The organism is Nostoc sp. FACHB-280 (genome assembly GCF_014697615.1).
GTDB lineage: Bacteria > Cyanobacteriota > Cyanobacteriia > Cyanobacteriales > Nostocaceae > Nostoc_B.
Genome location: NZ_JACJSD010000001.1, coordinates 434,809 through 450,330, shown reverse-complemented (window position 1 = coordinate 450,330; position 15,522 = coordinate 434,809). Strand labels below are relative to the sequence as shown.

Sequence of the window (15,522 nt, the reverse complement as noted above, 5' to 3'; positions counted from 1 at the left end):
ATCAATTGAAGACCTAGAATATTTATTACATCAACTCTTAAATGAAGGAGCGTTAATTATTAAATGGGGACGAAAACTCAAAAATAAAGGCGATACTATTATCACAATTTAAATGCACAAGAGCTTAAGAATGAATAGAAAAATGAATTAATATCAAATTCTAGGATGAATCTGGGTGGTTTTAATACAATTAAATAATAAAAAAATAGACAAAAATTCAGAAAATAACTGCTGTTGTAAAATGTCGCTAATAAGTAATTTATTACTAATATTACCTATTAGCGATGCTCAATATATGATGAAAACCTTGTCAGTGTAGGATAAAATGACTAACGCATTCTTACAGCTGTACCTGTAGCAGTAATCAGCATTAAAACTCCAGACTGGTCAACATTGATTGTTCCTGTATCAATTTCAATCCCAACGACGGCGTTTGCGCCTAATCGCTGTGCGCGTTGTTCTAATTCTAAGAGTGCTTTTCTTTGGCCTTCTTCAAATAAACGTTCGTAGCTACCAGTTCGACCACCAATCACATCTCGAATGCTGGCAAAAAAATCTCGTAAAAAATTGCTACCGTAAACAACTTCCGCAGTTACAATACCTAAATATGAATCAATCACAGCGCCTTGAATTACATCGGTTGTAGTTAAAATCATAGAATTATCTCACAGTTCACAGGTCAAGGAATATTGTACGTCTGAGATTGTTATTATTGGGGTAACTGCTAACGCAAGGTCAAACTTAGTGTTGCCAAGCAATATAAAAACGGATACAGAAATTAAATATTTTGGGTTTTAAAATAAGCAGCGTTGTAGTAATATTAGCCAGCAATAGTAAAATCGTTAGCAAAATAAATACAGAAGTATAGCAGTTCTATTTGAGAAATGAACAAAAGAGACAAGGGAGACAAGGGAGACAAGGGAGATATGTTGGTAAATCGCCTATAGATTCATTGTTCAGTAGAAACTCTAGTAAATTGGTGTCGTTTGCAGCTTGGGAGTTTATAAAATATTAATATTTCGTAAAACAGAATAAATACAGTTTTCAAAAATCCATATTTTTGTTTTAATGTACAAGAAAAAAGTTGCTAGAAGTTCAGGAAATTTACTGTGTACAAACGCATATCACTTATAGTTAGTGCTTTGTTGTTAGGATGTAGTGTGGTTACGATGCCTGTGAGAGTTCAAGCACAAGTATTAGTTGCCCAAGCGAAAAACCCAGAATTAAAGGAATTGTTTGAAGAAGGTCGCAGACAAGTTGATGCGGGTGATTATAACGGAGCGATCGCTACATATCAAAGAGCCGCAGCCTTAGACCCCAAGAATGCTAAAGTATACTCTGGGATGGGTTATTTGTATGCCCAACAAGGCAATTATCAAGCTGCTTTAGTGGCTTATCGTCGGGCATTGGGTCTTGACCCTGATAATAGTGATTTCTTTTATGCTGTAGGTTACATCAAAGGTAACTTGGGTGACACAAAAGGCTCTAGGGATGCTTACCGCCGCGCCATTCAGCTAAACCGTAACAATCTGAATGCTTATCTGGGATTGGGCGTTACCCAAGCTCGTTTAGGAGATTATGAAGCAGCTAATTGGGCTTATGAACAAGCTATTGGTATAGATCGCAACAATCCTCAGATATATGAATTTATGGCGGCGATGTTTAAACAACGTCGCCAGACAAAACAAGCAAATAGCTTACTACAAAAAGCTAAAGGTTTATACCAACGCCAAAATAATGCAGATGGCGTTGAGCGAGTAGAAGCAATGCTGCGGGAGTTAGGCGGTTGAGGTTAATCTAGCTGTCGTCCGGTTAATTCCACAAAAATATCTTCTAAATTAGAGGGGCGTACCATCATTCCCGTTTTATCTGGTTGTTGATTCAGATAATTGTTTGCTGCTTCTAAAGAAGGGAAAAATAAATATTCCCAGCGTCGGGCGCTGTCATTACCCGCCTCGGTGATTCCTAATTGTTTCATGACCAAACCTTCACCGTGAGCAGAACGCAACTGTTGGAGCGTTCCTAAAGATATAAGTTTGCCACTATCCATAATACCAATGCGTCCCGGCCCGGTTGCTTCAAAAGCTCCACACAAGTACTCGACTTCATCCATGTAATGAGTTGTGAGTAACATTGTCATCCCTTGCTTGTTTAAATCTCGAATAATTTCCCAAAGTCGCCGACGAGTTTGGGGATCTAGTCCGACTGTTGGTTCATCCAAAAATAAAATTTGTGGTTGGTGAAGTAACGCCCTGGCTATTTGTAATCGTCGTTTCATTCCGCCAGACAAAGTTTTGACTAAATCATCTCTTCTGTCTGCTAGTTCCACATACTCTAGCCATTGATTAATTAGTCGTTGTCGCTGTGGGTTGGCTATACGATGTAGCCGCCCATGCAATTCCATATTTTCCCAAACGCTTAAATCACCATCTATACTAGTTTGCTGCAAAACAACACCAATGCTCTGTTTTGCTTGTATTGGTTGTTTGACAACATCATAACCAGCAACTTCTATATGTCCTTGGGATGGCTTGGTTAATGTAGTCAACATCCGAATTGTGGTTGATTTACCCGCACCATTCGGGCCAAGTAGGGCAAAGATTTCTCCAGGTGCGATCGCAAATGATAAATCATTAACTACAGGGACATTTTTGTAAAACTTGAAGACATTCTCTAACAGAACAGCAGCAGTCATGGATAACTTTCTTAACATTTAGTTCATCACATAGACTATCATTCGTGGAGTGCTGAGTGCTGAGTGCTGATGGGTGTGCCTTGTGCAAATCAGACACACCCATATTGAAGGAGATATCTAGAGTTTAGATTTTACCCAGGAAACTTCTTCAATAAATCATCGCCAGGAATGACTGTTGTATAGAATACATAATCATTGTTAGCTACATAACGGCGGTCTTGTTTAATGATGGACATAAACTCTCTATGTCCTTGACGCATCCGCCCTACAAGACAACCAGCACTAGCATTTTTAATGTCATTACTAGGCGCATCATAACCCCAGTGTTGATTTACGTAGAAAAGACCTGTATCTAGTTTGTCACCTGTGCGTTGAAAATCTTTGTTGAAATCGCGGTGAACAGTAATGGGTGCAACTTGTACTAAGGCTTCGTGGCGTTCTGCATTTCCATGCAAACCTACAGCCCAGGCTTTGTATTGTCCAAACTTAATTCTGGCTGCACCGCCGGGATTCATGGGGTTAAGGGTGTAATATCTGCCTGGTTCAGTGGTTGCTTGCCAGTGATCGACAATTTTTGGAGTACCATTGACGACTTCGATCACAATGCGGCGATCGTTAAAAGCGTTGGGTGTGTCACTGTTGAGATTCCAGTCACCGTCTATACCTTCAACATAAACAATATTGTATTCTTTGGGGCCAGTAAAGACTTGATAATTTTGTGCCAGCATATACTTCACAATTCTGCTGGCAATGTCGTTACCTAGTTTTAATTCAGGTTTGGGCAATTCGTCGCGTTTGGTTTCAATCAATTCTTTGGCTGTCACTGCACCTATATAATCTGGCTCATTAATTTTCTTTAATTCTTGAAATTTTTTGATAGCAGCCGCAGTCACAGGGCCAAATTTCGCATCAGCAGGTGGTTCTAATAAATCTAAGCCAATTAATAGTATCTGTATCTGGCGAGTCAATTCTTCATCTTTAGCAACAGCCTCAAATCCCCACTTTTCTTCTTTACCTAAGAAATCTTGTAATTTCATTTTGCACCTATCTTCGTTTAGTTCTAACTAGGTATAAACAGCATTTCCATAATTGGGAATGTTGTTTGAAACTATACTCACAGCTCAAAATTTCAGCCGTGAATTTTAGTATTACTTTACGATTCAAGGCGACTTCAGTAATTTACGCAAAAGTAATTCTGTATTTTTTATAAAATCTAATTTGTAGGGTGGGCATTGCTTCTGTAAAATCTGGGAATATGTTGTCCAAAAAATAGCAATGCCCAGCTTCTGTTAACTGGGTGTAGAGACAGGTATGGCTTGATAGGCATTTTTGATGGCTACCCAGCTACTAGCGATGGGCATTCGCCAGCCTGTACCAAAGGCGCGGTCAGTAATTTTCAAGCCGGGGGGTGCTTGACGACGCTTAAATTCGGCACGGGCAACCATTTGAATTACTCGGTCTACAATTATGGGGTCGTGACCTGCTTCAACTATTTGGGCGGCTGATTCATGGTCATGAATGAAGCGTTGCAAGATGTCGTCTAAAACTTCATAAGCTGGGAGGGAATCTTGGTCAACTTGGCCGGGTTTGAGTTCAGCACTGGGGGCTTTGGTAAGGATATTTTGCGGGATAACTTCGTCGTTGCGGTTTAACCATTGGCAAATTTTATAAACGCGGGTTTTGGGAACATCGGCGATGACTGCTAAACCGCCGTTCATGTCGCCGTAGAGGGTACAGTAACCGACGGCCATTTCTGATTTGTTGCCTGTGGATAATAAGAGATAGCCAAATTTGTTAGCGATCGCCATTAATAAGTTACCGCGAATCCGCGATTGAATATTTTCCTCGGCGATGCCAAATTCTGTACCAGCAAACAAGTCAGCAAGGCTATGATCAAAGCCCTGCATTAATTCACCTATGGGTAAAATAGTTGTTTCAATGCCTAAATTTTTACCTAATGCCAAAGCATCACTAACAGAATGTTCGGAACTGTAAGGTGATGGCATCAGGACACCGAGGACATTTTCTTTACCTAATGCTGCTGTTGCGATCGCAGCGACTAATGCTGAATCTACACCACCACTTAAACCTAATACTACTTTAGAAAAGCGACATTTCAGGGCATAGTCTTGCACACCTAAAACCAAAGCTTGCCAAACTTCCTCTTCTTCTGATTCACACTCAGGTTTTAAAGAACTTAACTCTAAATCTCGTTGTCTCTTGTTAAATTCCACAGTTACTAAATCAGTGGCAAAACCACGGGCGCGACACATAATTTCGCCTTGACCATTTAACGCAAAACTATAACCATCGAATATTAAATCATCATTACTGCCGACTTGGTTAACATAAATCATCGGCTGTTGAAAGCGCACTGCACTATGCTTTAACATCGATTCTCGAAACTGCGGTTTGCCAACACTGTAAGGTGAAGCCGACAAATTAACAATTAAATCTACACCCAAAATTGCTAAGTCTGCAATGGGATTGACAGCATAACTACGTTTGCCCCAAAATTCCTCGTCATTCCATAAATCTTCGCAAATAGTTACGCCAATATGAATATCATCTAAAGTGAAATGATTCGGTTGTAACCCTGGTTCAAAATAGCGGTCTTCATCAAATACATCATAAGTAGGCAACAGCCGTTTATAAAAAATTTGCTTGACTTTGCCTGATTCTAATAAAGCAATACTATTAAATAAACTTTTACCGCCAGTGATATGAGATTTGGTATTTGGTTCAACAGTACCGACTAACACAGCTAATTCTGGGGGTAAATCTCTGGCTAATTGTTGTAGTGCCGTACTCATAGCCGAGACAAAACTAGGATTTAGTAATAAATCTCTGGGTGGATAGCCACACAAAGAAAGTTCTGGAGTTAATAATAAACGTGCGCCTGATTGTACTGCATCTTGGGCGGCTGCTAGAATCTTTTGGACGTTTCCTGGTATATCACCGATGGTTGGATTAAGTTGAGCGATCGCAATTTTCATATTTGTCCTTTGTTCTACCCTGCGGGAAGTCGCAAAAGCGTCTATGTCATGAGTCATTTGTACATAGTTTTTTACAAATGACTAATGACCAATGACTATTTAAATAAACACCAAAGGTTTATCTTTAAAAGGTGCAAAAGCTTCAGCATCGAATTTATATAAACTAGCTGGGCGACCTGCACCCCGTGATACCTTTACTCCGGTATCGCACAAAAAACCTAACTTGAGTAGTCGCGCCCGAAAATTAGAGTAATCAGAAAAGTTTTCCCCTAACACTGTTGTGTATAGCTGATACAAATCGTTTAAAGTAAACATTTCTGGTAAAACTTCAAAGGCGACTGGGCTGTACTCTAATTTATTTCGCAGTCGTCTATGACCATAAGTTAGCAGTTGATTATGGTCAAAGGCTAATTGTGGCACTTGTTTGACGGGATACCAAGCAATTCCTGCGACTTTATCAGCGATTAATTCGGCTTCTTCAAACCTGACAAGGGCAAAATAACTCACTGATAAATAACGCACGCCATAACTATCAGTTGCTTCTCTGGGGTCACGGTTTGGCCCGCCAAAGGTATACAACTGTTCTAAATAAAGATTGTTGACTCGGATTTTCTCTGCCATGATGCGGTAGGCCGCATCTTCTAAAGATTCGCCTTGACGCACTAACGTCCCAGGAAGACTCCAAGAATTTAAAAATGGTTCTTGCTGTCGCATGACTAAGAGAACCAAAAGTCGATTTTGAACAGTGTCTACAGAAAAAATTACATTATCCACACCTACCTTAAAATCAGCCAAAGGTTGTTGATTTAGCGGAGTTGGAATCTTTTTGTGGTTGCGTCCTGGCATTTGTACAAATGCTGTTGATGAATATAGGCAACAATGGGAGCTATCAGGGCTTGAGTATCTCCATGCTCACGATAAGCTGTTGAGGATACATTTAAACCTGTGAGGGTAGCGATCGCAATTTTTCCTCCCAGCTTTTGAATTGCCTCTAAGCTAGATTCTTCTATTGCATATCCTGGTCGTGGCACAACCATTAGTTGCACTTGCTGTAATAAATCTTCAATTTTATACCAGCGTGGTAGTTGATTGATCAAATCTGAACCAATAACTAAGGTGTATTCTGCTTCTTCACCCCAATACTGTTTGGCTTTTTCCACTGTTTCTAGGGTGCGCCAGCTACTTAAATCCTGCGTCACTGCGACGTTATCTCTTGGCGCATCCATGTCAGCAATTAATAACCGCAGCATCGCCGCCCGATGTTCTAATTGTGTTTGATGGGACTTAAAGGGATTATCCGCCGCCCAAACTGCCACCCAATCATAACGTTCTGACAACCATCTTAAAATCTCTTGATGCCCAGCCGTTGGCGGATCAGCACTTGTACCAAATAAAGCAATTCTCATGATTTACCTCTGTGTCCTCTGCGTCTTGGCGGTTCGTTCCTTAGTCTTCTCAGTCAATTCCTGCAACTCTTCAGAAATCTCCACCGGCAAAGCCACAGGGTTTGATATCTGCCTTGTCTCTTCTGGCAAACTAGCGACTGTTATCGCAGTTCGTTGGCGAATGTCTGCTAAAGTTTCTGGCAGTTGCACACGTTCACCTTGCTTCATGAATAATTGCAATAAAGGTGTTTCTGATTGCGGTGTTTCTGTGATTAAACCCAACCTATCAGCTTTTACCTTGCCATCAGCAAATGACCGAAAAATCTGCTTGCGTCCGGGATAAGTCCCCTTACCGCTAGACTGTTTCATGACGGGAACGCCATCAATTTCTACCAGCTTATAAACCCCGTTGACAGGCGTACCTGTTACCAGTCGCGTTCCCAAACCATAACCATCAATTACCGCCCCAGCCGCTTTGAGTCTGCTGATTTCCCATTCATCTAAATCACCACTAGCAACAATTGGCACATTTGGTAATAGCGATCGCACTTGTTTTGACAAGCTTACCAAATCCCCAGAATCCAGTCTGACTCCTGATAATTCCATTTCCCCTGCACTGACTTTGGCTGCCAAATTTTCTGCCGCCGCGATGGTATCGTAAGTATCAATTAACAAGGGCGCACCGGGAAAATAGCGATGAAATGCCGTAAAAGCTTCTGCTTCACTGCCTTCCATCGCTGACAACGCCATGACCAAGGCGTGTGCCATCGTACCACTTGGCTGTTGACCTAGTTGTAGTGCTGCTAACACATTGGAGGTAGCATCTAATCCCCCGGCTAAGGCTGCCCGTGCCGCCCACAACGCCCCTTGGGGACTGAATGCCCGCCTTGTGCCGAACTCTAAAAGTTTGGCTTTTTCCCCAGCAACATCACGCAGACGGGCGGCTCTGGTGGCAATTAAAGTTTGATAATTGATGGTATTTAAGAGGTACGTTTCTATTAGTTGGGCTTGCCAAAGTGGCGCTTCAATTCGCAAAAATGGCTCGTTGGGAAATACGGCTGTGCCTTCGGGAACTGCCCAAACATCACCAGTGAATTTCGCTTCAGCTAATAACGACCAAAAGCGATCGCTGGCTTGGGCGAAAATTCCCGTCGTCTGGAGTGCGGCAATTTGAGAATGAGTAAAACTTAACTTTTCTAAATATGCCAGAACTTGCTCTAAACCCATTGCAATGAGATAGCCAAAATTTTCTGGCGATCGCCTCACAAATAACTCAAAACTAGCTTGTTTTTGTTCTAATCCTTCACCAACATAACAAGCTGCCATTGTTAGCTGATAAAGGTCGGTGAGCAAGCTGTAATCAGCCGCAGAGATTGTCAAGTCTTGGCGCTGGTAGCTGCCCAAGTCTGGGATAGTTGCCATGTAAGAGTGTCCTTACAAGAATGCTGCTTTTTATTATGGTAGATTTTACCATAAATAATGTCAACTACTCCGCGACAGAGAAGCTCTTGACTTCATTAAATCAACATAATCACCGCAAAATAATTATATTTTATACAAATATTTAATCTTTTTTAATAGTTTATTCTTCGTAAACTAACCTCTATAAAACACTGATATTTCTCATACAAAAGAGCTTAATTGGAAGTTTTGTTATAATTGGAATTGCAGAGAAACTTTAAACTTTTTTGGCAACCTAAAGTATTGCAAAGCAATCTGAAAAACTATTGCATAAATTCTCAATATATTGAGAGTCTGAGCGATAAGAAAATATCGAATTAAAGTAGAAAGATAACTATCTAACTGACTCAAAAATAAGGAGTCTAAGAGTATGGCTATTTCCCAAATCATTGCTAGGATTACCGAGTATATCTCTGAAGCTGCAATGCGAATTTTTGGCCCTACAGATGATCAATATCCTAATACTGGGGTACAACCTTTTACGGGTGAACCTTATAAAAAAGGTATGAGTGATGTTTGGTAGAAGATGAAATATTTAGATATGAGTGAGGTCAAGGCTTGAGCCAAAAGCTTGAGCCTTTTTATTTGGTAAATTTTAGGAATTACGCACAAAGATTGTTTGTGGAGATTGGGTGTAGGGGTATAAGGGTTTTGAATAAATACACCCCTACACCCTCACACCCTTAAACCCATTTTTAAGAGAAAACATTTGTTTTTTAATCAATTACTAAAACTGCTGAACCTTCAATTTCGCCATTGCGAAGGGCGTTTAAAGCTTCATTGGCTTGGGTGAAAGGAAAAGCATTCACTTCTGTTTTAATTGGAACTTTGGGTGCTAAAGCGAGAAATTCCTCGCCATCTTTGCGAGTTAAATTAGCCACAGAACGTAACATTCTTTCTTCCCAAAGAATTTCGTAAGGAAAAGAGGGAATATCGCTCATGTGAATACCTGCACAAACCACAATTCCTCCTTTGGCGACTGCGCGTAAAGCGGCTGGGACTAGTTTACCTACAGGTGCAAAAATTATCGCTGCATCTAAAGGTTCTGGTGGTAATGTGTCGGAGTCACCCGCCCAATTTGCACCGAGTTGAAGAGCAAATTCTTGTCCGATGATATCTCCAGAACGAGTAAAAGCAAAAATTTGCCGACCTTGATAGCGGGCTAATTGAATTAAGATGTGGGCAGATGAACCAAACCCATAAAAACCAATTTTTTCAGCATCGCCTGTCATGCTGTAAGCACGATAACCAATTAAGCCACCACATAATAAAGGCGCAGCTTGCAAGTCAGGAAAGCTAGGATCTAAGGCAAAGCAAAAGCGGTAATCAGCTACAGTATATTCTGCATAACCACCATCTAGGTTATAGCCAGTAAATTCAGCATAATCGCAGAGATTTTCTCGTCCTGAGCGACAATAACGACAGTGATCGCAAGTATGACCCAGCCAAGGCACTCCCACCCGTTGACCGACATAAAATTTATCAACCTTTGCCCCCATTGCCTCGATAGTACCGACAATTTGATGTCCAGGTATTAAAGGTAATTTGGGATGAGTCAATTCTCCATCAACTATATGTAAATCTGTGCGGCAAACTGCACAAGCATGAACCCGAATCAGAACTTGTTCTGCATTGGGTTGAGGTATTGGTAACTCAGCTAAACGTAGAGGTTGATGTGGTGCATCTAAAAGCATTGCACGCATAATATAGGGGAGTAGTGAGTAAGGGTGATTACTCACTATATAGCTCAGGAAGAAAAATTTTTCTTCTATCTCTGGCTTACAAAATTCCCACTCCCAACTCCCCTATTTACGAAAGATTTCGGCGAAAAATTGTCGCATATCTTCCCAAGAACGTTTGTCAGCTACGGGATTATATAACGCGCCTTTTATCTGACCTTTGTATTCTGGGTTAGTAAAGGCGTGTACTGCACCACCATAAGAAATTAATTGCCAGTCTACATTTGCTTGGCGCATTTCGTTTTCAAAAGCTTGGACTTGTTCTGCTGGGACGAATGGGTCATCAGCACCATGTAATACTAAAACTTTGGCTTTGATATTTTTAGCATCGTTGGGGTTTGGTGTATCGAGGTTGCCGTGAAAACTGACGACTCCGGCAATGTTAGCACCGCTACGGGCAAGTTCTAATACTGTACCACCGCCAAAACAATAACCGATCGCTGCAATTCGTTTAACATCAGTAAGCGGATTTGATTGTAATACTTTTAACCCAGCTAAGGCGCGATCGCGCAACAATTTTCTATCGTTGCGATAAATGGTAGCTTGCTTACCAGACTCTTCAGGAGTCTTCGGTCTAATACCTTTACCATAAATGTCAGCCGCGAAAGCAACATAACCAAGTTTCGCTAACTGTTCTGTGCGTTGTTTGGCGTAAGATTGTAGTCCATTCCATTCATGTACTACCAAAACTCCAGGACGCTTGCCTTTAATTGCGTCATCATAAGCGAGATAGCCTTGTAAAACTGTATTTCCTTGTTTATACTCAACATTTTTCGTTTGAATTGCTGCCAATGTTTGTGTAGCAGTCAATACCACAGCCACAGGTGTAATTAATGCAGAAAGCAGTAATTTCATCTCAGGACACCCAGTAAAATAATCATCTGGGATGATTATGCCTGGAAAGTAGACAATAAAGTTGTCATTTGTCATTTGTCAAAAAATCCACTACCTATTCCCGGTTGGTGAGCTTGTCCTGAGCGTAGCCGTTCGCGCAGCGTCTCCGATAGGAGAAGGGCGGAGCCGAACCACCACTCCCTAATTCGGTTATTTCGGCATTCTGGCAACGCTAAAAATCGCAGCGATCGCTACATTAGAAGTATATTGAGATATTTATCAGCATTGATACAACGCTATGAGTGCAGCCACTATTCCCCAAAATCCCTTGTTAAGAGGTACTGGCTTACCGCCATTTACTGAGATTCAAGCAGAACAAGTAATTCCAGCCTTCCAGCAGTTATTAAAAGAACTGGATGAGGAACTGGCTACCTTAGAAGCTAACGCCCAGCCAACTTGGAGTGGTTTAGTTGAACCCTTAGAAAAACTCACCGAAAGGCTGACTTGGAGTTGGGGTATAGTCAGTCATTTAATGGGAGTCAAGAATAGTCCCCAGCTGCGCGAAGCTTATGAAACTGTGCAACCCCAAGTAGTACAATTCAGCAATAAACTTGGTCAAAGTCAAGTTATATACAACGCCTTTAAACAACTCCGGGCGAGTGATACCTGGGCAACCTTAGAACCAGCCCAGCAACGCATTATCGAAACTGCCATCCGAGATGCGGAATTATCGGGTGTGGGCTTGTCAGGCGAAGCCAGAGATCGGTTTAATGACATTCAAATGGAGTTAGCAGAATTATCCACAAAATTCTCTAACCATGTATTAGATGCGACTAAAGCTTTTAGCTTAAACCTCACAACCAAAGCAGAAGTTGAGGGCTTACCCCAAAGTTCCCTCAGTTTAGCTGCCCAAGCTGCCCGTGCGGCTGGGGAAGAAAACGCCACCCCCGAAAATGGCCCTTGGCGCATCACTTTAGATTTCCCCAGCTACAGCCCGTTTATGCAGCACAGCACCCGCCGAGACTTGCGGGAAAAATTGTATAAAGCATATATCACTCGTGCTGCTGCTGGTGAGTTAGATAATAATCCTTTAATTGTGCGGATTTTAGAATTACGCCAAGAACTAGCCAATTTATTAGGCTACAAAAACTTTGCTGAGTTAAGCCTTGCTAGTAAAATGGCTCCCAATGTGGCAGCAGTCGAAGCACTGTTAGAAGAGTTGCGGAGTGCCAGTTATGATGCTGCTGTCAAAGAGTTAGCTGAACTTAAAGCTTTTGCTGCTACCAAAGGCGCACCAGAAGCCCAAGATTTACAACACTGGGATATTAGCTTTTGGGCAGAACGCCAACGGGAAGCAAAATTCTCCTTTACCACGGAAGAATTACGCCCTTATTTCCCCTTACCGCAAGTTTTAGACGGTTTATTTGGACTAGTGAAGCGGCTGTTTGGCGTTACCGTCACCCCTGCTGATGGACAAGCACCCGTTTGGCACGAAGATGTGAGATATTTCCAAATTGCTGACGAAACAGGTAAACCCATCGCCTACTTTTACTTAGATCCTTACAGCCGTCCCGCCGAAAAGCGTGGTGGTGCTTGGATGGATGTCTGCATTAACCGAGGCAAGATTAACGATAATGGTGCTACATCTGTGCGCTTGCCTGTGGCTTATTTGGTGTGTAACCAAACTCCGCCAGTGGATGGTAAGCCAAGTTTAATGACCTTCTATGAAGTAGAGACATTATTCCACGAATTTGGTCATGGCTTACATCACATGCTAACCCAAGTTGATTACAGCAGTGCCGCCGGGGTGAATAATGTCGAGTGGGATGCTGTGGAATTACCAAGCCAATTTATGGAAAACTGGTGTTATGAACGCCCGACTTTGTTTGGTATGGCCAAGCATTATGAAACTGGCGAACCATTACCAGAGCATTATTACCAAAAACTGTTAGCCGCACGTAACTATATGAGTGGGAGTTTGACATTGCGGCAAATTCACTTCAGCACGGTGGATATAGAATTACACGATCGCTATCTTCCTGGTGGTGATGAAACTCCCGCCCAAGTGCGCCAGCGTATAGCCAAAACTACCACAGTTTTACCACCGCTACCCGAAGATTCTTTCTTGTGTGCCTTTGGGCATATCTTTGAAGGTGGCTATGCCGCAGGTTACTACAGCTATAAGTGGGCTGAGGTACTGAGTGCAGATGCTTTCGCCGCTTTTGAAGAAGCTGGTTTAGACGATGAAACCGCCGTTCAAGCCACTGGTAGACGCTACCGTGATACTGTGTTGGCACTTGGTGGTAGTCAGCATCCAATGGAAATCTTCAAAGCCTTCCGAGGAAGGGAACCAAGTACAGTTTCGCTGTTACGGCACAATGGTTTGGTAGATACAGCAGCTTAACAAGATTGTCTGTGGAGACTGGGTGTGGGGGTGAAAGGGTATAGGGTGTAAGGGTGTTGAAGAAGTACACCCTATACCCCTACACCCTTTCACCCTTCTCCAAATCCTTAATTTTTCGTTTTTTGCGTAAGTCCTATTTACAACTGAAATTCATCAAACTTGATCACTTCTGAATCTGGTTTGCGCGTATCAAAAAGATAGCTACTTACTTTACCTGTGCTGGTATCAAAGATACTAAAAACAGTAATGTTATTACTAGCTATATAAGGTATTGGTTGACCATTTTCACCTAATATTGGTGCGATGTTTGGTACCACAGGTTCTAAACCATTGGGGTCGCCGAGGTCAACATATTTTTCCTGATAGTTAGTGGGAACTTCTCGCTTTTTTTCGCCCCAAGCAGCACTATATGTATTACCCACATTTGAGGTTTCTAAAAAGTGCATTCCCCCAGAACTAATAAAGCGATTCCATAAATGAGAATGTCCATAAAAGACTAATTGCACATTAGCTGCTTCCAGTAAAGGGACAACATCACGGATAATATAGTCAGCGTTTTTGGGATATTCGTAACGCACAGAGGTAATTTTGTTTTGCTGATTGCGATCGCTGATTTGTATTGGGTCGGTGTACGCTGGAACTATATTATCGCCCAAGGTATGGGGCGGGTGATGGAACATCACAACTTTGTATTTTGCTTGTTGAAATTCTGGGCTGTTGAGTTCTGATGCTAACCAATTGTATTGTGTACTACCTTTGGCGATTGGCTCATAAATGATCTGCCCATAACCCCAATTTTCTTGGTTATTTAAATCTTTTTCTGCTTCTCGATATCTACCTGTAGATTTTCCGTCTAATTTGGGTGTGCGCCACATATTTGTGATGTATAAAACTATTAAACGCACATCACCAAAACTAACTGCATAATATTTTTTTCCACCTGATTTACTTTCAGGTAAGCTCAAAATTTCTTCGTAGGTAATTGTATTAAAAGAATGATCAATTAGAGATTTGCCACTATATAATTTTTGGGCAACCGCGCGGGGAAAGGTATCATCAAATTCATCATTTAAACTGTTTTTCCTACCAAAACGCCCCATGACTTCATGATTACCAATGCAACTATACATGGGTGCGTGTTGGATAATTTGCCCGCCTGTGTAAGTGACTTTCACGCCATTATGCTGCATTTCGTATTGAGCATGACCTTGTAAGCCAGGAAATAAAGCATTACCCCGATTATCATCAAACCATTCCGAGGCGCGATCGCTCACATTAATCAAATCACCAGCAAACCACACTGCATCCACTCTCCCCACTGTTTCTACGACTTTTTGTAGGTTGGCGGCGGTCATTGGCTTGAGTTGATGGTCGGAAGTTAACAGGATTTTGAGTGGTGTTCCCGGTTCCGGTTTGGCTGTCAGAGTAAAAACATCACTGCTAACAGTCGCGCCATCTTCTCTTGTACTGCTAACTCGATAATTCACCCGCACCCCTGGCGTTAACCCTGTCACCTCTGCTTCATGTCGCCAAATATCCCGCATTGTTGGTTGTTGATAAACTTGTCCATCTTGGGTTTGCTTCCCAACTCTGGATTTTTGGTCTTCTCTGGTGCGACTGAGTTTAGTCGTCGTGGCTTTGGCAGTTTGCTGCAAATTTTCCCCATAAGCCACTGTATGCTTAGTTCCGGCAAACTCAGTAAACCACACTACTTTGACTGAGTTTGCCGTTGGTAGCTGCAAAAATGGATCGGTCAACAGTTGAGGCGCTGTGGTCATAACGGTTTGCCCAAGAGAATGCACGCTTACCAAGGTAAAGCATAGAACAAACAAAAGTACAGGCTGGAGAAATTTCATGATTTGTCCTGCTGGAAAGGTTCTGCGACAAATGCAGGTGCGCGGTGATTCGCTTTGTGAGTTTTATTTACAAAGATGTATTGACAAAATTTACTTATTTTTAACTTGTTACAGATGATGTTAAATAACCTTATGATAAAAAACAAGTTTTT

General features: G+C 41.8%; 13 protein-coding genes. 3 read left to right on the top strand and 10 right to left on the bottom strand.

Going from position 1 to position 15,522, the window contains the following annotated elements:
* Positions 1-329: 329 nt before the first annotated feature.
* Positions 330-656, bottom strand: a complete 327-nt coding sequence (locus H6G75_RS01830) for a YbjQ family protein (RefSeq protein ID WP_190588129.1) — start codon at positions 654-656, stop codon at positions 330-332.
* A gap of 453 nt (positions 657-1,109) precedes the next feature.
* On the opposite strand from H6G75_RS01830, the gene H6G75_RS01825 reads away from it, so the two are divergent.
* On the top strand, positions 1,110-1,790 hold the full coding sequence (locus tag H6G75_RS01825) for a tetratricopeptide repeat protein (protein WP_190978287.1): 681 nt from the start codon (positions 1,110-1,112) through the stop codon (positions 1,788-1,790).
* Between the two features lie 2 nt (positions 1,791-1,792).
* Here the strand turns inward: H6G75_RS01825 and H6G75_RS01820 are convergent, their stop codons facing one another.
* The 6 genes from H6G75_RS01820 to H6G75_RS01795 all read right to left on the bottom strand — a co-directional run bounded on the left by H6G75_RS01820 (position 1,793) and on the right by H6G75_RS01795 (position 8,498).
* On the bottom strand, positions 1,793-2,695 hold the full coding sequence (locus H6G75_RS01820; protein ID WP_190978286.1) for an ABC transporter ATP-binding protein: 903 nt from the start codon (positions 2,693-2,695) through the stop codon (positions 1,793-1,795).
* A 131-nt stretch (positions 2,696-2,826) separates the two neighbouring features.
* Positions 2,827-3,732, bottom strand: a complete 906-nt coding sequence (locus tag H6G75_RS01815; protein WP_190978285.1) for a peptidoglycan-binding protein — start codon at positions 3,730-3,732, stop codon at positions 2,827-2,829.
* A gap of 252 nt (positions 3,733-3,984) precedes the next feature.
* Positions 3,985-5,691 (bottom strand): NAD+ synthase, encoded by a 1,707-nt coding sequence (locus tag H6G75_RS01810; protein ID WP_190978308.1) that lies wholly within the window; start codon positions 5,689-5,691, stop codon positions 3,985-3,987.
* Between the two features lie 99 nt (positions 5,692-5,790).
* Entirely contained in the window at positions 5,791-6,537 is a 747-nt protein-coding gene (locus H6G75_RS01805; RefSeq protein WP_190588125.1) for an NrtR DNA-binding winged helix domain-containing protein, read from the bottom strand.
* Positions 6,498-7,097 carry a nicotinate-nucleotide adenylyltransferase gene (locus tag H6G75_RS01800; RefSeq protein ID WP_190978284.1) on the bottom strand — a complete coding sequence of 200 codons (600 nt, stop codon included), beginning with the start codon at positions 7,095-7,097 and terminating at the stop codon, positions 6,498-6,500. The genes H6G75_RS01805 and H6G75_RS01800 overlap by 40 nt, the downstream gene beginning before the upstream one ends.
* 3 nt (positions 7,098-7,100) lie before the next feature.
* Complete coding sequence (locus tag H6G75_RS01795; protein ID WP_190978283.1) at positions 7,101-8,498, bottom strand: nicotinate phosphoribosyltransferase; 1,398 nt, start codon at positions 8,496-8,498, stop codon at positions 7,101-7,103.
* A gap of 409 nt (positions 8,499-8,907) precedes the next feature.
* Here H6G75_RS01795 and H6G75_RS01790 point away from each other — a divergent pair, with 409 nt between their 5' ends.
* Positions 8,908-9,060 (top strand): hypothetical protein, encoded by a 153-nt coding sequence (locus tag H6G75_RS01790; RefSeq protein WP_190588123.1) that lies wholly within the window; start codon positions 8,908-8,910, stop codon positions 9,058-9,060.
* Positions 9,061-9,253: 193 nt separating this feature from the next.
* Here the strand turns inward: H6G75_RS01790 and H6G75_RS01785 are convergent, their stop codons facing one another.
* Both H6G75_RS01785 and H6G75_RS01780 read right to left on the bottom strand, forming a co-directional pair.
* A complete protein-coding gene (locus H6G75_RS01785; protein ID WP_190978282.1) occupies positions 9,254-10,240 on the bottom strand; it encodes a zinc-dependent alcohol dehydrogenase family protein in 987 nt (328 codons plus the stop codon).
* 102 nt (positions 10,241-10,342) lie between these two features.
* A complete protein-coding gene (locus H6G75_RS01780; protein WP_190978307.1) occupies positions 10,343-11,131 on the bottom strand; it encodes a dienelactone hydrolase family protein in 789 nt (262 codons plus the stop codon).
* 277 nt (positions 11,132-11,408) lie between these two features.
* On the opposite strand from H6G75_RS01780, the gene H6G75_RS01775 reads away from it, so the two are divergent.
* Entirely contained in the window at positions 11,409-13,514 is a 2,106-nt protein-coding gene (locus tag H6G75_RS01775; RefSeq protein WP_190978281.1) for a M3 family metallopeptidase, read from the top strand.
* A gap of 137 nt (positions 13,515-13,651) precedes the next feature.
* On the opposite strand, the gene H6G75_RS01770 is transcribed toward H6G75_RS01775, so the two are convergent.
* A complete protein-coding gene (locus H6G75_RS01770) occupies positions 13,652-15,292 on the bottom strand; it encodes a fibronectin type III domain-containing protein (RefSeq protein WP_242051430.1) in 1,641 nt (546 codons plus the stop codon).
* Positions 15,293-15,522 lie beyond the last annotated feature (230 nt).

Bases quoted from the DNA above. Each gene is read 5' to 3' on its own strand.
- H6G75_RS01830 (WP_190588129.1), bottom strand. From the start codon at position 656: ATGATTTTAACTACAACCGATGTAATTCAAGGCGCTGTGATTGATTCA.
- H6G75_RS01820 (WP_190978286.1), bottom strand. From the start codon at position 2,695: ATGACTGCTGCTGTTCTGTTAGAGAATGTCTTCAAGTTTTACAAAAAT.
- H6G75_RS01815 (WP_190978285.1), bottom strand. From the start codon at position 3,732: ATGAAATTACAAGATTTCTTAGGTAAAGAAGAAAAGTGGGGATTTGAG.
- H6G75_RS01810 (WP_190978308.1), bottom strand. From the start codon at position 5,691: ATGAAAATTGCGATCGCTCAACTTAATCCAACCATCGGTGATATACCA.
- H6G75_RS01805 (WP_190588125.1), bottom strand. From the start codon at position 6,537: ATGCCAGGACGCAACCACAAAAAGATTCCAACTCCGCTAAATCAACAA.
- H6G75_RS01800 (WP_190978284.1), bottom strand. From the start codon at position 7,097: ATGAGAATTGCTTTATTTGGTACAAGTGCTGATCCGCCAACGGCTGGG.
- H6G75_RS01795 (WP_190978283.1), bottom strand. From the start codon at position 8,498: ATGGCAACTATCCCAGACTTGGGCAGCTACCAGCGCCAAGACTTGACA.
- H6G75_RS01790 (WP_190588123.1), top strand. From the start codon at position 8,908: ATGGCTATTTCCCAAATCATTGCTAGGATTACCGAGTATATCTCTGAA.
- H6G75_RS01785 (WP_190978282.1), bottom strand. From the start codon at position 10,240: ATGCGTGCAATGCTTTTAGATGCACCACATCAACCTCTACGTTTAGCT.
- H6G75_RS01780 (WP_190978307.1), bottom strand. From the start codon at position 11,131: ATGAAATTACTGCTTTCTGCATTAATTACACCTGTGGCTGTGGTATTG.
- H6G75_RS01775 (WP_190978281.1), top strand. From the start codon at position 11,409: ATGAGTGCAGCCACTATTCCCCAAAATCCCTTGTTAAGAGGTACTGGC.
- H6G75_RS01770 (WP_242051430.1), bottom strand. From the start codon at position 15,292: ATGACCACAGCGCCTCAACTGTTGACCGATCCATTTTTGCAGCTACCA.